At 68.1% G+C, this 21,835-nt stretch carries 20 protein-coding genes; 7 read left to right on the top strand and 13 right to left on the bottom strand.

From position 1 onward, the window contains the following. The coding region (locus AC1DGC_RS17465; protein ID WP_478048449.1) for an efflux RND transporter permease subunit at positions 1-189 on the top strand (189 nt) is incomplete at its 5' end. A 24-nt stretch (positions 190-213) separates the two neighbouring features. Here AC1DGC_RS17465 and AC1DGC_RS17460 read toward each other — a convergent pair. The 9 genes from AC1DGC_RS17460 to AC1DGC_RS17420 all read right to left on the bottom strand — a co-directional run bounded on the left by AC1DGC_RS17460 (position 214) and on the right by AC1DGC_RS17420 (position 7,324). Further along, positions 214-621 (bottom strand): hypothetical protein, encoded by a 408-nt coding sequence (locus tag AC1DGC_RS17460; RefSeq protein ID WP_259210336.1) that lies wholly within the window; start codon positions 619-621, stop codon positions 214-216. A 166-nt stretch (positions 622-787) separates the two neighbouring features. Then, the gene (locus AC1DGC_RS17455) at positions 788-1,042 is read right to left on the bottom strand and encodes an RHS repeat domain-containing protein (RefSeq protein ID WP_394164792.1); all 255 of its coding nucleotides are present in this window, start codon (positions 1,040-1,042) and stop codon (positions 788-790) included. Further along, on the bottom strand, positions 1,039-1,701 hold the full coding sequence (locus AC1DGC_RS17450; protein ID WP_394164791.1) for a hypothetical protein: 663 nt from the start codon (positions 1,699-1,701) through the stop codon (positions 1,039-1,041). The genes AC1DGC_RS17455 and AC1DGC_RS17450 overlap by 4 nt, the downstream gene beginning before the upstream one ends. 183 nt (positions 1,702-1,884) lie before the next feature. Beyond that, a complete protein-coding gene (aroG, locus tag AC1DGC_RS17445; RefSeq protein ID WP_259210148.1) occupies positions 1,885-2,958 on the bottom strand; it encodes a 3-deoxy-7-phosphoheptulonate synthase AroG in 1,074 nt (357 codons plus the stop codon). A gap of 322 nt (positions 2,959-3,280) precedes the next feature. Continuing rightward, positions 3,281-4,024, bottom strand: coding sequence for a DNA alkylation repair protein (locus tag AC1DGC_RS17440; RefSeq protein ID WP_259210146.1), 744 nt, complete (start codon positions 4,022-4,024; stop codon positions 3,281-3,283). Further along, positions 4,021-4,515, bottom strand: coding sequence for a MarR family winged helix-turn-helix transcriptional regulator (locus AC1DGC_RS17435; protein WP_478048448.1), 495 nt, complete (start codon positions 4,513-4,515; stop codon positions 4,021-4,023). The genes AC1DGC_RS17440 and AC1DGC_RS17435 overlap by 4 nt, the downstream gene beginning before the upstream one ends. 59 nt (positions 4,516-4,574) lie before the next feature. Beyond that, the gene (locus tag AC1DGC_RS17430; RefSeq protein ID WP_478048447.1) at positions 4,575-5,198 is read right to left on the bottom strand and encodes a DUF6445 family protein; all 624 of its coding nucleotides are present in this window, start codon (positions 5,196-5,198) and stop codon (positions 4,575-4,577) included. A 45-nt stretch (positions 5,199-5,243) separates the two neighbouring features. Continuing rightward, entirely contained in the window at positions 5,244-6,581 is a 1,338-nt protein-coding gene (locus AC1DGC_RS17425; RefSeq protein WP_478048452.1) for a HAMP domain-containing sensor histidine kinase, read from the bottom strand. A 32-nt stretch (positions 6,582-6,613) separates the two neighbouring features. After that, positions 6,614-7,324, bottom strand: a complete 711-nt coding sequence (locus tag AC1DGC_RS17420) for a response regulator (RefSeq protein ID WP_478048446.1) — start codon at positions 7,322-7,324, stop codon at positions 6,614-6,616. Positions 7,325-7,437: 113 nt separating this feature from the next. Here AC1DGC_RS17420 and AC1DGC_RS17415 point away from each other — a divergent pair, with 113 nt between their 5' ends. Together AC1DGC_RS17415 and AC1DGC_RS17410 are read left to right on the top strand one after the other, a co-directional pair. After that, positions 7,438-8,355, top strand: coding sequence for an aspartyl protease family protein (locus AC1DGC_RS17415; RefSeq protein WP_259210142.1), 918 nt, complete (start codon positions 7,438-7,440; stop codon positions 8,353-8,355). Between the two features lie 93 nt (positions 8,356-8,448). Next, the gene (locus AC1DGC_RS17410) at positions 8,449-9,615 is read left to right on the top strand and encodes a serine hydrolase domain-containing protein (protein WP_478048445.1); all 1,167 of its coding nucleotides are present in this window, start codon (positions 8,449-8,451) and stop codon (positions 9,613-9,615) included. Between the two features lie 124 nt (positions 9,616-9,739). On the opposite strand, the gene groL is transcribed toward AC1DGC_RS17410, so the two are convergent. Together groL and AC1DGC_RS17400 are read right to left on the bottom strand one after the other, a co-directional pair. Beyond that, positions 9,740-11,389, bottom strand: coding sequence for a chaperonin GroEL (groL, locus tag AC1DGC_RS17405; protein ID WP_259210140.1), 1,650 nt, complete (start codon positions 11,387-11,389; stop codon positions 9,740-9,742). An 89-nt stretch (positions 11,390-11,478) separates the two neighbouring features. Further along, the gene (locus AC1DGC_RS17400; protein WP_259210139.1) at positions 11,479-11,766 is read right to left on the bottom strand and encodes a co-chaperone GroES; all 288 of its coding nucleotides are present in this window, start codon (positions 11,764-11,766) and stop codon (positions 11,479-11,481) included. Positions 11,767-12,474: 708 nt separating this feature from the next. Here AC1DGC_RS17400 and AC1DGC_RS17395 point away from each other — a divergent pair. The 4 genes from AC1DGC_RS17395 (at position 12,475) to AC1DGC_RS17380 (ending at position 17,636) form a co-directional block, all read left to right on the top strand. Continuing rightward, positions 12,475-14,277 carry an endonuclease gene (locus tag AC1DGC_RS17395; RefSeq protein WP_259210137.1) on the top strand — a complete coding sequence of 601 codons (1,803 nt, stop codon included), beginning with the start codon at positions 12,475-12,477 and terminating at the stop codon, positions 14,275-14,277. Positions 14,278-14,347: 70 nt separating this feature from the next. Next, entirely contained in the window at positions 14,348-14,686 is a 339-nt protein-coding gene (gene cutA, locus AC1DGC_RS17390; RefSeq protein WP_259210134.1) for a divalent-cation tolerance protein CutA, read from the top strand. After that, positions 14,686-17,049, top strand: coding sequence for a protein-disulfide reductase DsbD family protein (locus AC1DGC_RS17385; RefSeq protein ID WP_478048444.1), 2,364 nt, complete (start codon positions 14,686-14,688; stop codon positions 17,047-17,049). The genes cutA and AC1DGC_RS17385 overlap by 1 nt, the downstream gene beginning before the upstream one ends. Further along, entirely contained in the window at positions 17,046-17,636 is a 591-nt protein-coding gene (locus AC1DGC_RS17380) for a TlpA family protein disulfide reductase (protein WP_478048443.1), read from the top strand. The genes AC1DGC_RS17385 and AC1DGC_RS17380 overlap by 4 nt, the downstream gene beginning before the upstream one ends. On the opposite strand, the gene AC1DGC_RS17375 is transcribed toward AC1DGC_RS17380, so the two are convergent. Next, complete coding sequence (locus tag AC1DGC_RS17375) at positions 17,633-18,802, bottom strand: anti-phage deoxyguanosine triphosphatase (protein ID WP_478048442.1); 1,170 nt, start codon at positions 18,800-18,802, stop codon at positions 17,633-17,635. The two genes, AC1DGC_RS17380 and AC1DGC_RS17375, sit on opposite strands and share 4 nt — an antisense overlap. A gap of 386 nt (positions 18,803-19,188) precedes the next feature. Continuing rightward, the gene (locus AC1DGC_RS17370) at positions 19,189-21,831 is read right to left on the bottom strand and encodes an excinuclease ABC subunit UvrA (protein ID WP_478048441.1); all 2,643 of its coding nucleotides are present in this window, start codon (positions 21,829-21,831) and stop codon (positions 19,189-19,191) included. Positions 21,832-21,835 lie beyond the last annotated feature (4 nt).

Raw genomic sequence — 21,835 nt, 5'->3', positions numbered from 1 at the left:
CCGATCCTGATGACCAGCGTGGCGGCATTGCTGGGCACGTTGCCGCTGATGCTGGCGACCGGCGACGGCTGGGAGATGCGCCAGCCGCTGGGGATCGCGATCGTGGGTGGGTTGCTGGTGAGCCAGTGGCTGACGTTGTATACGACGCCGGCGATCTATCTGGCCTTGGCGCGGTTGCGGCGGGGGTAGCAACGGCCGGATGTCCATAGGGCGTCAGATGAATCCGAATGAAAGGGAGCATTCGAGGTTCGCCAGATCCGAGAGCACGACGATAGGCAGAAAGCCGCCCTCCTGCTCATCGGACCCTTTGACCGGCCAAGTGATATCCAGCTCAAGACATTCGGGCGTGATCACCTCTCGCACGGATTTCAGGCGCTGCAAGCCACCCGCGTGGGCTAGCAGTATTGGAACTGCTTGATCCAGCCTGCAGTCTGGTTCCAGTTCAATGGAGAACCTCGCGAAGGATCGCTTCAGCAACGCGGAAACTCCCGCTCTCACGTGGGCACCCCGCTCGCCTGTCTCACTGGCTTTCACACTGAGCATCTCCTCTATCACATGAGGCGAGACCTCAAATCCTCTAAAGGTCAGTGAGGCGATCTTTGATTTCATGCTCTTGTTCATAACGACTCCTTTTCTCCGCCCGGAACGCCATTCCAGAGCCAATTCCCACCACTTTTGTCGCGGTAGATATCAACGCCGCCCTCACCTCGACCTTTCTTTGCATCATGCGCATCATCATATCCAGCATCCTGAGCAACCTTATTTCCATCCCGTTCCTTGACCTTCGTTAGATCGCCTCGTAGACCTGCGTGGTCGAATTCCACGCAACGGTGTCTGCCCCCGGGCGGTCGATCTGAGTGATCCTGCCCATGGCGTCGTAGCCGTACTGCGTGGTGAATCCGTTTTGATCGCTGGTGGAGCGTATCCATCCCGCGTCATCGACCGTGGCCGTCTGCTGGGTAGCGTCGGGGAATCCAACCGTCTGTGGGATGCCACGCTTCCAGTTGGCAAGCGTGATTGTGTTGCCGCGCCCGTCCTTCACCGATGCCAGCGTGCCATCGGCGTGGTAGCCGAGCTCGTGCCTGAGCTTGCCGAACTGGTACTCAGCCGTCGCCCGTGCCAACGTGTCGTATTGCGTGCTGGTTGTGCTGATGCCGTTGACGGACGAGGAGGAAACCTGGCCCTGGGATTGATCAGCAGGGTGCGGCTGCCTTTACCGGGCACGCTAACCTCATAGCCGTTCCAGTAGTCCTCTGGACCAGTGAAGCCGGCCAGCGCCGGCTCCTGTGGCAGGCTGCAGCGCTGATCGACAGTACCACCGGCCGGTCGCCATCCGCCGGCTGCGGCGGCAAAAACACCCGACATAAAGGGCACATCGACGTCCCATTCGCCAAAGCCAAGCAGGTGCTGGCCGTTTAGGCGGGATCGATCATCCACATTGAGTTTGCGTCGCAACTCCACCGGTAGGCCGCTGTTTCCCGGGATGCTGATGTCAACGTTCTCAAACGTGGTGCTGCCGTTGAACAGGCTGACCTGCTCGCCAAACAGTGTATCGGCGGACAGTACGCCCAGGTCTTTTGCACCGTTTATGCGCTCGATGGAACGCTCGTGCAGGCCGTAGGAGCCGGGTGTTTGTGCGTGGGCGAATCCGAAAGACAGCGCGAGGCCGAGCCCGGCCAAATACCGTGCGACGTGCTGCATCAAGTTTTCCCCTGAGCCATTCCCTGCCGCCCCAGTTGCTGGGGCAGCTAGCGAGGAGCGTTGTAGCAACGAAACTGAATCGTTGTCAAACGACCCGGTGCAAGCGGCGCCGGGTCCGCGCTGCAGCCACCCATGGGGTGGCTCTACGGGATCGACGTGCCTGTCCGATCACACGGCGACACGTTACGCCGCTTTGCTGACCCGCGCCGCGCGCCGCGCGCGCACCGCTTCGGCCAGGCTCTCCAGCACCGCCAGCGAGCTGTCCCAGCCGATGCAGCCGTCGGTGATGCTCTGGCCGTAGGTCAGCGGCTGGCCGTCGACCAGGTCCTGGCGGCCGGCCACCAGATGGCTTTCCACCATCACCCCGACGATGCGCTCTTCGCCATTGGCCAGCTGCGCGTTGATGTCGGCGATGACCTTGGGCTGGTTTTCCGGGTTCTTGCTGCTGTTGGCGTGGCTGGCATCGATCATGATGCGCGCGGCCAGGTGCGACTTGGCCAGCGTCTGGCTGGTCGCTTCAACGTGGTCGGCATCGTAGTTCGGCGTCTTGCCGCCGCGCAGGATGACGTGGCAATCCGGATTGCCGGCCGTGGCCACGATGGCGGTACCGCCTTCCTTGGTGACCGAGAGGAAGTGATGCGGGTTGGAGGCCGCGCCGATCGCGTCGGCGGCGATCTTGATGTTGCCGTCGGTGCCGTTCTTGAAGCCGACCGGGCACGACAGGCCCGAAGCCAGCTCGCGGTGCACCTGGCTTTCGGTGGTGCGTGCGCCGATCGCGCCCCAGGCCACCAGGTCGGCGATGTACTGCGGCGAGATCACGTCGAGGAATTCCACGCCCGCCGGCAGGCCGAGCTTGTTGATGTCGCGCAGCAGGCCGCGCGCCACGCGCAGGCCCTTGTTGATGTTGAAGCTGCCGTCCAGGTCCGGGTCGTTGATCAGCCCCTTCCAGCCCACGGTGGTGCGCGGCTTTTCGAAGTACACGCGCATGACGATTTCCAGCTCGTCGGCGTAGGCATCACGCAGCGGCTTGAGCCGCTGGGCGTATTCGATGGCGGCGACCGGGTCGTGGATCGAGCACGGGCCGATCACCACCGCCAGGCGGTCATCGCGGCCGTGCAGGATCTCGTGCAGGGCCGCGCGCGAGGCGCTGACCGTGTCGGAGGCTTCATCGTCGCAGGGCAGCATGGCCAGCAGTTGGGCCGGCGGGGTCAACGGTTCGATCTTGCGGATGCGCAGGTCATCGGTGTGCGGGGGCATGCGGGGAAACTCCTTGGAAGTGGGGGTCCCCAGCGCGGCGGCAACAAAAAAGCCGCCAGGTGCGCTGGCGGCTTTCGGGAATGCGTCTGAAGGTTTCTTCAGGGTGAGCGCATGCCTTCCTCCGCCGGTGGCTTCGGAAAGTAATACCAAAAGTAGGCGTTGGCGGGGCGTGCGTTCATTGGGGAGTATTGATAACACAGGTTTTGTGCGGCGCAAAATGTTTCATTCGCAACTGGGGTGCGTGGTTGGGGATTGCAGGTGAGTGGAGACGGCCGAGCGACGGTTGGGTCTACGGGAGGTGCCAGCCGACCAACGGTCGGCTCTACAGGGAGCGTTGGGCGCGCTTGCGGATGTAGGTGTTGGCGGGGTGGTCGGCGTGGCGCTGCTGCCATGCAGCGCAGCGTTCGCGTACCCAGTCGGGCTGGCTCTTGCCGGCATCATTGAGCCAGTTGCCCACCGAGTCCTGCACGTAGCGCGATTCATCGCAGCACAGCGCCTCGAGCAGCGCGTGCGCGTGCTGCGGTGCCTGCTTCAGCAGGGCGATATGCGCGGCCCATACGCCACGCGGACGCAGTGCTTCGCAGGCGAAGCGGCGGACGTTGGGCGAGGCATCGGCCGTCCATGGCTGCACGTGGGCCAGCACCCGCAGCGGGTCTGCGGCGATGTGCGGGCGTACGGCCAGCCACGCCCATTCGCGTACGCCGAAATGCGGGTCGTCGGCCAGCGCGCGCAGCGCGTCGAGCTTGTGTTCCAGCGACAGGCGCGGGTCGCTGCCGATGAGGTAGCAGGCCCAGCCACGCACGGTGTCGCTGCGGTGGTCGATCCACTGCGCCGGATCGCCCAGGGCGTGCGCACGCAGCAGCGTGGCCGCGCCCTGCATGCGCAGGGTGATGCCGCTGTTGGCCGCCTTGCGCATGTTGGCCACTGCCGCCGCCGGCAGCGACGGCGCGATGCTGGCCAGCAGCCGGGCGAAGTCCACCGCCAGGATCTCGGCCAGGTGGGTCGCTTCGGCCTCCCCCCCGTCGAGCTGGGCGCGGCGTTCGCGCGAGAGCGCCTGCTTCTTCATGCTGCCTGCCCCGCATCGGTACGCGCCCAGATGCGGCACAGCATGCCACTGAGCAGGGTGCGTTCGTCATCACCAAGGTCGGCGAACAGGCTGCGGATCCACTGGGTGTGCTGGTCGAACAGGGACACTGCCATGGCCTCGCCGGCCGGGGTCAGGCAGACGTTGACGCGGCGCTTGTCGTCCGGGTCGGCGTGCCGGTCCAGCAGCCCGTCGCGCTCCAGCCCGTCCAGCAGCCCGGTGATGGTGGCGCGGGTCACCCCGGCGCGCTCGGCGAGCTGGTGCGGCGACAACGGCGCCTCGGCCCCCTGCAGCAGGAACAACAGCACGAAGCGGCCTTCGCTCAGGCCCAGCGGGGCCAAGCGGTGCGCACAGTCCTGGTCGATCGCAGCGGCCAGCGACAGCAGCTGGAAGCACTGGGCCAGGCCATCGGGCTGCGGCTGGCCACGGCGCTGCATCTCGGCCAGGAACGCCTGGTGTTTCAGGGCCAGCATGGAGCTTCCAGAGGATGATTAGGCGCCTAATCATACCCTGTGCAGCGGGCGAGGTGGGCTCAGCGCGCCGGCGGCGGGGCGGCGTCGAAGAACATCAGGTAGACCAGGCGACCGTTCTCGATGCGGTCGCCGAACGCCGGCCCGGCGGTGTGCCACAGCCACGGACGCAGCAGCACCAGGCGGTTGAAGCGCATCGGTACGCGCATGGTCATTTCCCACTGGCTGTCGTCGGCGCTGTCGCGCTCGATGATGTCGCGGTGCATGGCCGCGCGGTCGGGATAGCCGTGCCGCGCCAGCTCGGCCTCGTCCAGCGCCAGGCGCTCGGTACCGGTGCGGCGATGGCGGAAGAATTCGGTGCCGCCCTGGCAGTCTTCCGGCGCACTGAGGTAGAGGATGCCCGACCAGTGCGAGCGGTCCACGTGCACCTTGGCGCGGCCCACGTCATGGGCCAGGGTGATGCGGAACTTGCCGTGCGACTGCAGCGGCGAGACCACGCGCAGCGGTTCGTTGACCAGGCGGGACGCGGCATGCGCCAGCCCGTCGATCTCCAGGCGCTCGATAGAGTTGCGGCCGGGGAAGGCACCGTCCTGCTCGGGATAGGTCAGCTGCAGTGCGGCGTTACGCAATCCCTGGGCATCGGCGGTCGCCAGGAAGTCGTCGACGACAATCATGGAAGTAGGCATGCCGAGAGCCTAGCGGTGGCGCTCGACGCCAGCAAGGCGCCTGGGTCACGCATGCCGCCCGGCAAGGCTGGGCCCGGCCGGTTGCGCGAGCGGAAGGCAGATCCGCGCGACCAGGCCGCCGCCGTCGCGCGCCAGCAGGTGCAGCTCGCCGCCGTGCTGACGCGCCGCGCCCTGCGCGACGGCAAGACCCAGGCCGATGCCGCCGGTGCTGCGGTTGCGCGAGCCCTCGTGCCGCTGGAACGGCTGCAGCAGGCGTACCTTGTCGGCGTCGGCGATACCGGGACCGCGGTCGGCCACCTCCAGCATCACCACGCCATCGCCTGCCTCCAGCCGCAGCTCGGCCGCCCCGGCATAGCGGACCGCGTTGTCGATGAGGTTGTCCAGCGCGCGCCGCAGTTGCAGCACATCCACGGCCAGGCTGACGTGCGCGGCATGCGTGAGGCGCACGTCGGCGCCGCGCGCCTGCGCGTGCTGGGCGCATTCCTCCAGCAGCAGGTGCAGCGCGGTGGAGTGACGCTGCGCGGGATGCAGTTCGCCACGCGCATAGTCCAGCACCTGGTCGATCATGCTGGTCATGCGCGCGATGTCGGCCACCATGCGCTCGGCCTGGGCCGGTGGTGCGCTGTCGGCGCGCAGGCGCAAACCGGTGAGGGGAGTGCGCAGGTCGTGGGCGACGGCGGCCAGCATGCGGGTCACCTCATGGGCCTGGTCACGCAGGCGCTCGCGCGCCGCGTTCATCGCCTCGGCCATCACCTGCACCTCGCGCGGCCCCTCCACGGGCAGGCGCGCGGTGGACTGCAGCGACAGGTCCGCGCTGGCATCGGCCAGGCGGCGCAGCGAGCCGGTCACGCGCAGCGCCAGCCAGGCCGCCAGTGGCGCCAGCAGGACCGCGCCGGCCAGCAGGGCCAGCAGCACCTGGCGCCGCCATTGCAGCAGCGCACTGTAGTCGGCGCCCACCACCGTCCACTGGCCATCGGCGTGCTGCACGGCCAGTTCGAACGCCGGCCACAGCAGGCCCGGCAACAGCAATGCCTCTTCCACCGTGGCACGCTGCTCGGGGCCGCTGGCCAGCAGTTGCCCCTGCTTGATCACCTGCACCTGCACGGCGGTGGGATCGGTGCTGCGCTGCCAGACCGTGCGTACCCGCGCGCGCGGCACGCCCAGGCGAGCGGCCACCACGCTGCTCATCCAGTCGTTGTCACGGCCGGCGGGCGGCTGCGCTTGCCGCCAGCGGCGCAGGCCGAGGTCGGCCGCGGCGCGCTCGCCGGCCATCACCTGCACTGCCTGATGCAGGTTCATCTGCGGCGCGGCGGGGCTGGGCAGCGCCCACACCACGGCGAAGCTCACCGCCTGCGCCACCAGCAGCGTGGACAGGGTCAGCAAGGCCACCCAGGTGGCGGTGCGCCAGGGGCGGCTCACCGGCGGGACACCGGGGCTGCGAAGCGATAGCCCTCCCCGCGCAGGGTCTGCACCAGCGCGTCGCCGCCCGTGGCTGCCTGGGCGAGCTTGCGGCGCAGGCGGCTGACCGCCAGGTCGACGGCGCGATCGAACGGTTCGCTGTCTTCGCCACGGGTCAGGCGCAGCAGCTGCTCGCGGCTGAGCACGCGACCGGCGCGTTCGGCCAACACCCGCAGCAGCGCGAACTCGCCGCGGGTGAGGGGCACGTCGGCGGCCTGCGGGGTGAGCAGGCGATGCTGCTCCAGCTGCAGTTGCCAGCCCTCGAAGTGCAGGGTGGTGGACGGCGCCGCCCCCTCTTTCCTGTCGGCGCGGCGCAACAACGCGCGCACGCGGGCCAGCAGTTCGCGCGGGTCGAACGGCTTGGCCAGGTAATCGTCGGCGCCCATCTCCAGCCCGATCACGCGGTCGGGGGTGCTGCCCATCGCGCTGAGCATCAGGATCGGGATGCCGCTGGGCTGCAGGCGTCGGCAGACCGACAGGCCGTCCTCGCCCGGCATCATCCAGTCCAGCACGATGAGGGCGCTGCGTTGCTGGGCCAGCAATGCATCGAGCATGGCCGCATCGGCCGCCACCCGCACCTGGTAGCCGTGCTGGCGCAGGCAGTCGGCGATGGCGTCGCGGATACTGGCGTCGTCGTCCACCACCACGATGTCGATTGCTGCAGGCATTCGCCGATTATGGCGCGGGTTTGTATCGGGACTGTATCGGCACGCGTGCCAGCACGACATCGCGGCGATACAGCCAGCGGGTGTCATGTCCTTTTCCCAACGGAGACCGCCCCATGCGCATTACGCCCCTGCTCGCCCTTGCCTGCCTGGCCACCCTGCCCGCGCAGGCCGCCACGGCCACCCATGAAATCCCGATGTGGATGCAGGGTGGCCACCCGACCGTCGCGGTGCGGCTGGGTGACAGCGTGGAGCCGCTGCACTTCGTGATCGACAGTGCGGCCGGGGCCACGGTGATGGACCAGGCCACGGCGCGACGACTGGGGCTGGATGACCCGGATGCGGCGGGCGTCGAGGTGGAAGGCGCCACCGACAGCAGCGCGGTGCTGCGCCGCACCCGCAGCACCCGCTGGCAGGTAGGCACGCTGTCATTCGAGGCCGCGACCATGCAGACCGACCTGAGCCGGCTGGGCAAGGATGGGCGCCGCATCGACGGCATCCTCGGCAACGACGTCACCAACCGCTTCGATACCACCTTCGATATCGCCGGCCAGCGCGTGCTGCTGCAGCCGCCGGGCCCGATGCCGGCGGACGCCGGGTGCGTAGCCAATGCCGTGCCGGTCCGCGACGCGAGCATGCAACGGTTCGGCTTCATCCCGGTGCAACTGGGCTCGACGGCAGTGGAGGCGATCGCGGTGGTGGACACCGGCGCGGCACAGACCGTGCTCAACAGCGCCGCGGCCAGTGCGCTGGGCCTGCGCACCGATGGCAGCGATGCGCGCGTGCGGGTGCGCGAAAAGGGCACGCGTGGGCTGGGCGACCGCGTGATGGAGACCTGGCTGGCCACCCTGCCGGGCCTGCGCATGGGCCGTTGGCAGCACGCCCCGCTGGAGGTGCGGATCAGTGAACTGCCGGTGTTCGCCTCGCTGGGATTGAAGGAGCGACCGGCATTGATCCTGGGGGCCGATGCGATGGCCGATACGCGGGTGCAGATGGGCAGCGGCGCGGCCTGGATCTGCCTGCGGCGCGGGTGACCGGGCCCGGCCGGTGGTCACGATGACCGCCGGCACTGTGCCGGCGGGGCCGCCGCGGTAGCATGCGCCACACCTCCCGCTGGAGTGCCGTGCATGCGCCTGTTCGCCGTGTTGCTCGCCGTGGTGGCCCCCGTGACCGCCCTCGCTGCGGCCCCGCCCGCCCCACCACCGATGGCCGACGCCGCTGCAGTGGAGGCGGAAATGGCGCGCTTGATGCGCGCCACCGGGGCGCAGGGGTGGGCCGTGGCGGTGGTCGATCAGGGCAAGGTGGTGCAGCTGCATGCGGCCGGAAAACGCAACGCGGCCGGCGACCCGCTGACGACCGACACGGTGATGTACGGCGCGTCGCTGACCAAGATGGCCTTCGCCTACATGGTGATGCAGTTGGTGGACGAGGGGGTGCTGGACCTGGACCGGCCGATCGGCGCGTACCTGGAGCGCCCCTTGCCGGATTACCCGGCAGAGAAGCAGTACGCGCCCTGGCCGGACCTGAAGGACGACCCGCGCTGGCAACGCCTGACCGCGCGGATGCTGCTCAGCCATCGCAGCGGATTCGCCAATTTCGCGTTCCTGGAGCCGGATGGAAAGCTGCGCCTGCACTTCGATCCAGGCACGCGCTACGCCTACTCCGGCGAAGGCCTGATCCTGCTGCAGTTCGTCCTGGAGCGCGGCTTGGGCCTGGAGGTGGGCGCGGAGATGCAGCGGCGGGTGTTCGACCGCTTCGGCATGACCCGCACCAGCATGACCTGGCGCGCCGACTTCGCCGGCAACCTGGCCGACGGCTGGACCCAGGACGGCCGCACCGAACCACACGACGAACGCAGCCGGGTGCGTGCGGCGGGCTCGATGGATACCACCATCGCCGACATGGCCCGGTTTGCCGCCGGCTACGTGCGCGGCGAGGGACTGTCGGCCAAGGCGCGGGCAGCGCTGGTCCGCGCGCAGTGGCCGATCACCACGGCCAGCCAGTTCCCGACCCTGCAGGACGCGCTGGCGCCCGCGAAACGGCGCCGCGACCTCGCCGCCGGGCTGGGCGTGGTGGTGTTCCAGGGGCCGCAGGGGCGCGGGTTCTACAAGGGCGGCCACGACGATGCGGTCGGCAACACGCTGGTGTGCGTGGCGTGGCGCCAACGCTGCGTGGTGGTGCTGGGCAACGACGTGCGCGCCGAAGCGGCGTTTCCTGCGCTGGTGCGGTTCGTTCTGGGCGAGACCGGCGTGCCGTGGACGTGGGAGTACGGGGGCAAGGCGTTCGTGGAGTGACGCCGACAACAAAAAAACCCCGCCTTCCGGCGGGGTTTTTCGTCGTGCGTTGGCGGATGGCAGGTACCGACCACGGTCGGTACCTACCGCTCCGATGTGTGCCGACCGATGGCCGGCATCTCCATCAGAAGTCCATGCCGCCCATGCCGCCCATGCCACCCATGCCGCCGCCCGCTGCGCCAGCGCCGTCATCCTTCTTCGGGGCTTCGGCAACCATGGCTTCGGTGGTGATCATCAGGCCGGCGATCGAGGCCGCGTTCTGCAGCGCCGAACGGGTCACCTTGGTCGGGTCCAGGATGCCGAATTCCAGCATGTCGCCGAATTCGCCGGTGGCCGCGTTGTAGCCGTAGCTACCGGTGCCTTCCTTGACCTTGTTGACGATGACCGACGGCTCTTCGCCGGCGTTGGCGACGATTTCGCGCAGCGGGGCTTCCATCGCGCGCAGGGCGATCTGGATGCCGTGGTTCTGGTCTTCGTTGGCACCCTTCAGGCCGGCCAGCGCGGTGACCGCACGGACCAGGGCCACGCCGCCGCCCGGGACCACGCCTTCTTCAACGGCTGCACGGGTCGCGTGCAGGGCGTCGTCGACGCGATCCTTCTTTTCCTTCATTTCGATTTCGGTCGAGGCGCCGACCTTGATCACGGCAACGCCGCCGGCCAGCTTGGCCACGCGTTCCTGCAGCTTTTCACGGTCGTAATCGGACGAGGTGTCTTCGATCTGGGTCTTGATCTGGGTCACGCGCGCATCGATGTTGGCCTTCTCGCCGGCACCGTCGATGATGGTGGTGTTTTCCTTGGAGACCTGCACCTTCTTGGCGCGGCCCAGGTCCTTGATCGTCGCCTTTTCCAGCGACAGACCGATTTCCTCGGAGATCACGGTGCCGCCGGTCAGCACGGCCATGTCTTCCAGCATCGCCTTGCGACGGTCGCCGAAGCCCGGTGCCTTGACGGCCACGACCTTGACGATGCCACGGATGGTGTTGACGACCAGGGTGGCCAGCGCTTCGCCTTCGATGTCTTCGGCGATGATCAGCAGCGGCTTGCCGGCCTTGGCGACGCCTTCCAGCACCGGCAGCAGGTCACGCACGTTGGAGATCTTCTTGTCGTGCAGCAGCACGTAGGGATCGTCCAGGTCGGCGGTCTGCGACTGCTGGTTGTTGATGAAGTACGGGGACAGGTAGCCACGGTCGAACTGCATGCCTTCGACGACGTCCAGCTCGTTGTCCAGGCCCGAGCCTTCTTCAACGGTGATGACGCCTTCCTTGGTCACGCGGCGCATCGCTTCGGCGATGATGTTGCCGATCGACTCGTCGGAGTTGGCCGAGATCGTACCGACCTGGGCAATGGCCTTGTCGTCGGCGGTCGGCTTGGAGATGTTCTTCAGCTCGGCGACGGCGGCGATGACGGCCTTGTCGATACCGCGCTTGAGGTCCATCGGGTTCATGCCGGCAGCGACGGCCTTGGCGCCTTCGCGGATCAGGGCCTGGGCCAGCACGGTGGCGGTGGTGGTGCCGTCGCCGGCGTCGTCGTTGGTGCGGGAAGCGACTTCCTTCACCATCTGGGCGCCCATGTTCTCGAACTTGTCAGCCAGTTCGATTTCCTTGGCGACGGACACGCCATCCTTGGTGATGGTCGGGGCGCCGAAGCTCTTCTCGAGCACGACGTTGCGGCCCTTCGGGCCCAGGGTGGCCTTCACGGCATTGGCGAGCACGTTGACGCCGCGCACCATGCGCGAGCGGGCATCTTCACCGAAACGAATATCTTTGGCAGCCATTGCGATTACCTTTTATGGAGAGCCGGGCCAAGCCCGGCTGCTTGAATGGGGGAAATTGCGGACGCGCCGGCACGGGCCGGCGGCATCACTCAGCCGACGATGGCGAGGATGTCGTCTTCGCGCAGGACCTTGTACTCGACGCCTTCAGACTTGTAGCTGCTGCCGGCGTACTGGCCGTAGATGACCTTGTCACCGACCTTCAGCGACGGCGCGCGGACGCTGCCGTTGTCCAGGGGCTTGCCCGGGCCGACGGCCACGACTTCACCCTTGGTCGACTTTTCCTTGGCGGAATCCGGAATCACGATGCCGCCGGACGAGATTTCGTCGGCTTCGATCGGCTTGACTACAACGCGGTCATGAAGCGGCTTGATGCTCATGTGAGACCCTTTTAAGTTGTTGATTGGTCTAGGAAAGTCTGGCGATGTTAGCACTCGCACAAGGCGACTGCCAGCCACGCTCACGAAAAAACCCGGCAGTGCGGGTACGGAGCAGAGATGGTGCTGGGTGCGCGCCTTTCAAGGGGCAGGGTCGAAATTTTTCCGGGCTGCGTGTGGTTCAAGGACAACGGCAAGGGCAAAGGCAAAGCTCCCTGTCCCCGTTCGGGACTGCCGCTAGCGTGGGGGGCCCCGTAGCGACCGGTAGGCCCCTGGCGCAAATGTCCCCCGGCCTGGCGGCCTCCTCCTTTATTTTGCCCAGGAGCCTACCGGCCGCTACGGGGCTCGGGTGCGGCAAGCAGGTAGAAGCCAAGCTGTTTTGGCGTTGGTCGGTGGGTCGGGCGCTGGGGCCCCATGCCCTTGGAGGCGAAATAAAGGAGGAGGGGGCGGCCGCAGGCCGACGCCGGGGGACATTTGCCGGAAAGGGTATGGGGGCCCAGCGCCCGATCCACCGACTCCCGCTTGAGGCGAAATAAGGGGGGAGGCGTCGCCGGAAGGGGATGGAGTCCCAGCGCCCCACCTACCTACCCCACCAACCGCCATTTTCTTGACGCACGTCCCACTGTGGGAGGCCGATTACGACACATCGATAGATGTGTCATCTGGATTGATTAGATTCGGCCGGCGATACCCAATCACAAGGAGACGTAGATGAGGTTGCTCACACCGCTGTCCCTGGGGTGCCTGCTGGCGTTGGCCGGCACCGCCCAGGCGGATGTATTCATCAATGAACTGCACTACGACGACAGCACCGCCGCCGGCGACGTCGGCGAGGCCATCGAGGTGGTGGCCACCGGTGGCGAGGACCTGTCCAGCTACCGGCTGTACCTCTACAACGGCAGCACCCCGTCGGCGGCCACCGTGTACGCCAACAACCCGGTGCCGGCCGGCAGCGCGGCCAGCTGCGGCAAGGCCAGCATCGCCACGGTCAGCTACCCGAGCAACGGCATCCAGAACGGCGCCAATGACGGCATCGCGCTGGTGGATGGCAGCGGCAAGGTGGTCCAGTTCATCAGCTACGAAGGCACCATCACCGCCGCCGGTGGTCCGGCCGCGGGCCTGACCAGCCAGAACATCCCGGTCAGCGAGAGCAACAGCACCGCCCCGGGCACCTCCCTGCAGCTCACCGGCAATGGCAGCCAGTACGCCCACTTCACCTGGGCAGCCTCGGGCGCGCAGACCTTCGGTGCCTGCAACGCCGGGCAGACCTTCAGCGGCGGCGGTGGCACGGGCCCGAACACCCCGCCCTCGGTGAGCACCACCACTCCGGAACAGGGGGCCAGCACCTTCCCGGCCGCCGCCGACCTGGGCGTAACCTTCAGCGAAACGGTCAGCCTGGCCAGCGGCGCCTTCGTGCTCAGCTGCGGCCAGTCCGGCACGGTGCCGCTGACCCACGCCAGCAGTGGCAGCCGCTTCACCCTGTCCACCAACACCGCCCTGGTGGCTGGCGAGGCGTGCCGCTTCGATATCCGCGCCAGCCGCATCACCGATGCACAGGGCGCGCATCCGGCCGCCGACACCCGCATCGCCTTCACCGTGGCCAGCGGCACCGGCAACCCGGACCCGGGCAACCCCGATCCCGGCAACCCCGGCACGCCGGGCGAGTACTACTCGCGGGTCAACACCAGCAACCCGAGCCAGCTGCGCTGCTCGCTGCACGAGACCATCAAGGGCCACACCGCCTACCCGTACAGCGGCTCGGGCACCAGCACCTGGACCATCCTGGAGATCGCCGACGAGGATCCCAACAACAGCGGCAAGATCCTGGACGCCTACCGCAACCGCAGCTACACCAAGGTGAGCGGCCGCGCGGGCACCGGCAGCGGCCTGACCTACAACCGCGAGCACACCTGGCCCAACTCGCTGGGCTTTGCCAGCACCACCGGTGACAAGGGCCTGCCGTATGCGCCCTACACCGACACCCACATGCTGTACCTGACCGACGCGCAGTGGAACGCCGACCGCGGCAACAAGCCCTTCGGCAAATGCGACAGCAACTGCGGCGAACGCGCCACCGAGGCCAACAACGGGTTCGGCGGTGGCAGCGGCGGCTACCCGGGCAACTCCAACTGGGTGCGCACGCCGGACGGCAACACCGGCACGTTTGAAGTGTGGGGCCACCGCAAGGGCGACATGGCGCGCGCGGTGATGTACATGGCGATCCGCTATGAAGGGGGCAAAGACGCCAAGACCGGCCAGTCCGAGCCGGACCTGGAACTGACCGACGACCGCAGCAAGATCGTCAAGACGTCGGCCTCGCCGGCCTACATGGGCCTGCTCTCGACGCTGATCGAGTGGCACCTGGCCGATCCGCCGGATGCCGCCGAACGTGCCCGCAATGAAGTGATCTACAGCTTCCAGGGCAACCGCAACCCGTTCATCGACCACCCCGAGTGGGCGACCCCGGGCCTGTTCACCTCGGCCAAGCCGAGCACCTGCCAGCTGCTCAACTGAGCCCCACCGACCGGCGCCGCAACGGCGCCGGTCGGACCATTGGCATCCCACGGTCCTATACTCGGCGGTCATGTCGATCGCCGATCCCGTATTCATTCTGTTCACCACCTGCCCCGACGCGGCGACCGCGGCGCGGCTGGCGCGTGCGCTGGTGGAAGAACGCCTGGCGGCCTGCGTTACCCGCCTGGACGCGGCGCACGCCACGTACCGCTGGCACGGGGAGATCTGCGAGGACCACGAGGTCCAACTGCTGATCAAGACCACCGGCAGCCGCCTGGACGCGGCCATCGCGCGCGTGCAGGCCCTGCACCCGTATGAACTCCCGGAGTGCATCGCGGTCGAAACCCGCGCTGGCCTGCCGGCGTACCTGGATTGGATTCGGGCACAGACCCGAGAGGAAATTGATTGATGACCCTGTTTGGTCGTGTTGCCGCGCTGTGCGCGTTGTTCGTGGTGTCCCTGCCGGCGCTGGCTGTCAGCGAGAAGGACCTGCTGCCGGTGGACGAGGCCTTCGGGCTGAGTGCGCAGGCGCGGGATCGCGACCGCATCGAGATCAGCTGGAAGATCGCGCCGGGGTACTACCTCTACCGCCATCGCACCACGGTCAAGGCCGACGCCGGCTTCGCCGCCGAGGCGCTGCAGATGCCGGCCGGCAAGAAACACCAGGACGATTTCTTCGGCGAGGTGGAAACCTACCGCGAACGCCTGACCGCGGTGCTGCCGGGCAAGGCCGCCGACGGCACCGACACGGTGACGCTGGAGATCCGCTACCAGGGCTGCGCCGACGCTGGCGTGTGCTACCCGCCGCAGAAGCGCAGCGTCAAAGTGACGTTGCCCGCCGGTGCGGGGAGCAGTGCAGCGGTGGCCGCGGCGGCACCGGCCACGGGCTCGCCTTTCAACAACCCGTTGGCCGGCAACAGCGGCGGTGGCCTGCGCCTGCCGGGTACCAGCACGGCCCAGGCACTGCCGCTGCCGTCCGAACGCGCCTTCGGCTTCGATGCGATCGTCGACGATGGCAACACGGTGCTGCTGCGTTTCAGCCCGGCACCGGGCTATTACCTGTACCGCGACCGCACCTCGCTGAAGCTGGAAGGCGCCGCCGGCCTGCGCGCGGACAAGCCGTTGTGGCCCGCGGCCAAGTCGCACCGCGACGAACACTTCGGCGACGTGGCGGTCTATTTCGACCAGGTGGACGTGAAGTTGCCGCTGCGCCGCAGCCGCCCTGAGGCGGTCGACACCACCCTGGTGATCACCTTCCAGGGCTGCCAGACCGACGGCATCTGCTACCCGCCGATGACGCGCCGGGTGAAGCTGTCGCTGCCCGCCGGCAAGGTCAACGCCAGTGCCGATGAAGCCGCGCACAGGAACGACGTGATCGTCCCGCTGCCGGGCAAAATCACGCGTACCAACGTGCGCGAGCGCGACACGGCCGGGATCGCCACCCAGCCGATGCTGATCCGCCCGAACGAGACGGCGCCGGCGGCGATCGATGCCGGCGTGGCGCCCGACGCCAGTGCCGACAACGCGCAGCGCACCCGCCCGCCAGGCGACGACGCCGCGCCGACGACCTTGATCGGCGCACTGCTGCTGGCCCTGCTGGGCGGCCTGATCCTCAACCTGATGCCGTGCGTGCTGCCGATCCTGTCGCTGAAGGTGCTGGGCGTGGCGCAGAGCGGAGAGAGCCGCCAGCGCGCGCGCAGCCATGCGCTGTGGTACACCGCCGGCGTGCTGGTGGCGTTCGCGGCGATCGGCGCGCTGGTGCTGGCGCTGCGCGCCGCCGGCCAGGCGGCCGGCTGGGGCTTCCAGCTGCAGCACCCGTGGTTCATCGCCGCGCTGGTGTACCTGATGTTCACCGTGGGCCTGAGCCTGTCCGGCGTGTTCACCCTGGGCGGCAGCCTGGGCGGGATGGGCCAGTCGCTCGCCGCGCGCAGCGGCCCGGTCGGCGACTTCTTCACCGGCGTGCTCGCCTGCGTGGTGGCCAGCCCGTGCGTGGCGCCGTTCATGGGCCTGCCGCTGGCCTACGCGTTCACCACCGATACCGTGCCGGCCCTGCTGGTGTTCCTGGCACTGGGCCTGGGCCTGGCGCTGCCGTTCCTGCTGATCGGCTTCATTCCTTCGCTGGCCAAGCGCCTGCCGCGTCCCGGCGCCTGGATGGAGACGCTCAAGCACGTGCTGGCCTTCCCGATGTACGGCACGGCCATCTGGCTGCTGTGGGTGCTGGGCAAGCAGCGCGGTGTGGATGCGATGACCCTGGTGCTGGGCGGGCTGGTGGTACTGGCGCTGGCGCTGTGGTGGTTCGAGCGCAGCCGGTGGCGCAGCCACCGCGTCGGCAGCCTGCTGGCCGTGCTGCTGCTGCTCGGCGCGTTGCTGCCGGTGTGGGGCGTGACCCGGCTGGCGCCACCGGCCAAGGCCGCGGTGGCCGCCGCCGACAACGTGGTGGCGTACTCGCCGCAGATGCTGGACCGGCTGCGCCAGGACAACCGCGTGGTGTTCGTCAACATGACCGCCGACTGGTGCGTGACCTGCAAGGCCAACGAACGCGCGGTGCTGGGCACCAACGCCTTCCACGACACCCTGCGCCGCACCAACGCGGTGTACATGCGCGGCGACTACACCAACGTGGACCCGGACATCACCGCGTTCCTGGATGAACACAAGGCCGTGGGCGTGCCGCTGTACGTGGTGTACGGCCCCGGCGCGCCGCCGACCGTGCTGCCCACCGTGCTGACCCAGGCCATCGTGGAAGAAGCGCTGCTGCGGACGGCACGATGAGCCTGCGGCCACCCCACCGGACGGTGCTGGTGGCCGCGTTTGCCGCCGTGGTCGGGATCGGTGCCGGGGTGTGGTTCTTCGACCGCGCCGCGACGCCGTCGCCGTCGCCGTCGCCGCCGAGCGTGCGCTCCCCGGCGTCGGCCGCGGGCATCGGCGATCCGCTGCCGGCGATCACCCTGCCGGACATCAATGGCCGGCCCGTGGACCTGGCCACCTTCGGCGGCCGCCCACTGCTGATCAACGTGTGGGCCAGCTGGTGTGGCCCGTGCGTGGAGGAGATGCCGGCGCTGGCGGCATTTTCCGCCGCGCAACCGGCCGGCGGCGTGCAGGTGCTGGGGCTGGCCCTGGACACCGAGGAGGGCGTGCGCGGATTCCTGGCCCGCGTGCCGGTGGCCTACCCGATCGTGCTCGATACCCCCGGCCCGACCGATGCCAGCGTGCGCCTGGGCAATCGCCAGGGGCTGCTGCCGTATTCGGTGCTGGTGGATGCGGACGGGCGCATCCTGAAGCAGAAGCTCGGGCCGTTCCAGGCCGGTGAGATCGAGGCGTGGGCGGCACCCGAGCGCGCCCCGCCAGCCGCCCGCTAGAGCCGGTCGAACACCGACCCCGACGAGGGGGTGAATATCTTGTGGTACAGGCGGGTGGCGTAGTCGTCGGTGGTGCCGGCGAGGTAATCGCAGATGGCGCGCATCCCGTACTGCCGGTGCTCGCCCTGCTGCTTCTCCGGCAGCAAACGCGTGGGGTTGTTGGCGATCGCATCGAACAACCGGATCACCATCTGCTGGCCCTTGTACTCCAACGTCTGCACCTCGGCGGTCTTGACCACCTTCTGGACGACGAAGCTCTGGAGCAGATCGAGCTCGGCGCGTTTGGGCGCTTCCATGCTTGCCGAGAGACCGAACAGGCGGTTGGCGAAGTGGCCGTTCTCGATGATCGAGCAGCTGCGGATGAAGTAGCCGACCAGGTAACTGATGGCATGCTTGCGCTCGCGGCTGCAGCCGGAGAACAACTCCCGGGTGATCCAATCGATTTCCTGCGCCAACGGATAGCGCGCGGCGTCGTCCTTGATCCGGTCATGGACGTGGGTCCGCCACTGCTGCTCGCTGACGAAGCGCAATGCGATGGCATCCTCAAGATCATGCACGCCGTAGGCGATGTCGTCGGCCAGCTCCATGATCGATGTGTCAAAACCCTTGTGACAGGACTTGGCGTGCCTGCCCTCCATTTTCTGCACGGCCATGAATGTTGCGCGCTCGCCCGCAGCAAGGGGTTCCAGCACGAAATCGACCGATACCGCGTCGCAATCAAAGACGCACTTGGGAGGCTTATAGGCGTCCAGATTGGACGGCGCGTCACGCCCACTGTACTTGTCCGCATTCACTACTGCCGAATGTAGTACCGGGTACTTGATCAGGCCAAGCAATGTCCGCCGCGTGAGATTGAGGCCGGAGTGAATCGAGTATTCACCCAGCTTGGTGGCGATCCTGAGGGTCTGCGCATTACCCTCGAAGCCCCCTTCGTTACGCATGCAGTAGTTCAGCGCGACCTCGCCACCATGCCCGAAGGGCGGATGACCGATATCGTGCGCGAGCGCGATCGCCTCCACGAGCTGCAGCGATGGAAGAAATGCCTGGTAGTCCTCATAGGCAGGATCGCCCTGCAACTGCTCGACGATGCCGCTGGCAATCTGCGCGACCTCGATGGAATGGGTCAGGCGTGTACGGTAGAAATCGCTCTCGCCCAGCCCAAGCACCTGGGTCTGCCCTGGAGGCGACGAAAAAAGGCTGAGTGGATGATGCGCGCCCTGTCGCGCCCGTACTGGTCCCGATGCGGATCGTCCTGCCCCGTTGCATCCTGCCGCCGCGCCCAGATTTCCATGTCCACCTCTCATTCCAACAGATGGCGCGAAGCTAGCATTCCACGCGCGGTCAAACGCCTGCCACCGCGCAGAATCCCACAATTCCTATGCCGCGCATCGCCTCAGCTCCACCCGCACGCAACGAATCCCAGGTCGGGCCGCTCGCGGCGCCCGACCCACCGACGGAAGTCAGAGAGCCTCGCTCCTCGCCCGTACCGCAAGCCGAGCCCAGTCGCGCACGACAGACCCGACCGAAGACATAGCCCGATGGGAGGAAATCCTTATTTGAACCAGCGCCGCAGGTAACGCGCGGTCGCGCCGGTGGTGACGCGGCTGACCTGCGCAGGCGTACCGGCGGCGACGATCGTACCGCCCTGCTCGCCCGCGCCCGGGCCGACGTCGATCACCCAGTCCGCATCGGCGACCACGCGTAGATCGTGCTCGACCACCACCACCGTGTTGCCGGCGTCGACCAGCCCGTGCAACTGCGCCATCAGCTTGTCCACGTCGGCCGGATGCAGGCCGGTGGTCGGCTCGTCCAGCACGTACAGGCTGCTGCCGTGCTGGCTGCGCTGCAGTTCGGTGGCCAGCTTGATCCGCTGCGCCTCGCCGCCGGACAGTTCGGTAGCCGGCTGGCCCAGCCGCAGGTAGCCCAGGCCGATATCGCGCAGCAACTGCAGCGGGCGCTGCACGGGCGCTTCCTCGGCGAAGAACAGCAGGGCTTCCTCGACCGTCATCGCCAACACCTGCGCGATGTTGCGGCCGTTCCATTCCACTTCCAGGGTCTTGGCGTTGTAACGCTGGCCGTGGCAGGTCGGGCACGGCGCGTAGACACTGGGCATGAACAACAGCTCGACATGCACGAAGCCTTCGCCCTCGCAGGTATCGCAGCGGCCTTGGGCCACATTGAACGAGAACCGCCCGGCGCTGTAGCGGCGCGCCTTGGCCATCCGCGTGCCGGCGAACAGCCGACGCACGTGGTCGAACAGGCCGGTGTAGGTGGCCAGGTTGGAGCGCGGGGTGCGCCCGATCGGTTTCTGGTCGACGTTGACCAGCCGCTTGATCGCCTTGGCGCCGGCGTGCAGGCGGCCACGGGCGCGCTCGATGCTGCTGGGCACCGGCAGCTCGCTGTCCACCTCTTCCACCACCGGCTCGTGGCCGAGGTGCTCGCCGACCAGCTCCACCAATGCCTGGCTGACCAGGCTGGATTTGCCCGAACCGGACACACCGGTCACGGCGGTGAACGCCCCGAGCGGGAAGCGGGCGTCCAGGCCGTGCAGGTTGTTGCGGTGGATGCCGCGCAGTTCCAGCCAGCCCGCCGGCGTGCGCGGCGTGCGCCGTTCTCCGCGACCGGTCTCGAACAGGTATGGCGCCGTTACCGACGCCTCGACCGTGCGCAGGCCCTCGGGCGGCCCGCTGTAGAGCACCCGCCCGCCGTGCTGGCCCGCGCCGGGACCCACGTCGACCAGCCAGTCCGCGCGCCGCAGCATCTCCAGGTCGTGCTCGACCACGAACAGCGTGTTGCCACCGGCCTTGAGCTGGTCCAGCGCGCGGTACAGCGCCTCGCCATCGGCCGGGTGCAGGCCGGCAGTGGGCTCATCGAGCACGTACACCACGCCGAACAGGCTGGAACGGATCTGCGTGGCCAGGCGCAGGCGTTGCAGCTCACCGGGCGACAGTGTCGGGGTGGCGCGGTCCATCGACAGGTAGCCCAGGCCAAGGTCCTGCAGGGTGCCGATGCGCTCGACCAGGTCGTGGGCGATGCGCTGGGCGGCGATGCGCTTTTCCTCGGACAGGTCCGGCGTGCGGCGCACATCGCTGCCGCCCACATGCGAGGGCCCACCGGCGGCCGCGCGCGCCTGCAAGGCCTTGCGGCCCGCCGCGCGGCTGCGCGTGGCCGCCGTGGTGGGCGCATCGAAGCGGCCCTCGGCGGCCGGGCGCAGCGCTTCGGCCATGGCACTGAGCGAAAGCTGCGACAACGCGCCGATATCCAGCCCGGCAAAGGTCACCGACAGCGCTTCGCGCTTGAGCCGCTTGCCGTCGCAGACCGGGCACGCGGTGCCGACCATGTAACGGGCCACGCGCTTTTTCATCATCGCGCTCTGCGTGGTGGCGAACGTGTGCAGCACGTAGCGGCGCGCACCGCTGAAGGTGCCCATGTAGCTGGGCTCTTCCTTGCGGCGCAGCGCGGCGCGGGTTTCGGCCGGGGTGAAACCGGCATACACCGGCACCACCGGCTGTTCTTCGGTGAACAGGATCCAGTCGCGCTGCTTCCTGGGCAGGTCGCGCCACGGGATGTCCACGTCGTAGCCGAGGGTGACCAGGATGTCGCGTTGGTTCTGCCCGTGCCAGGCCGGTGGCCAGGCGGCGATGGCGCGCTCGCGGATGCTCAGCGACGGGTCCGGCACCATCGACGCTTCGGTCACTTCATACACGTGGCCCAGCCCGTGACAATGGGGGCAGGCACCCTGCGGCGTGTTGGGCGAGAAGTCCTCGGCATACAGCATGGGCTGCTTGGCCGGATACGTGCCAGCCCGCGAATACAGCATGCGCAGCAGGCTGGACAGCGTGGTGACGCTGCCCACGCTCGAGCGCACGCTGGCGGTGCCGCGCTGCTGCTGCAGCGCCACCGCCGGTGGCAGGCCGTCGATCGCATCCACGTCGGGCACGCCGACCTGGTCGATCAGCCGGCGCGCGTAGGGCGACAGCGATTCCAGGTAGCGCCGCTGCGCCTCGGCATACAACGTACCGAAGGCCAGCGACGACTTGCCGGAGCCGGAGATGCCCGAGAACACCACCAGTGCATCGCGCGGGATGTCCACGTCGACGTTCTTGAGGTTGTGTTCGCGGGCGCCGCGGACGCGCACGAACGCGGCCGCGGCCGCGGCGGCAGAAGAGGGGGCGGGCTTGCGACGAGTGCTCATCCGC

This window comes from Stenotrophomonas sp. 05N37 (genome assembly GCF_056397365.1).
The sequence above is the reverse complement of the archived record's forward strand: the minus strand, read 5'-3'. Positions and strand labels throughout refer to the sequence as shown.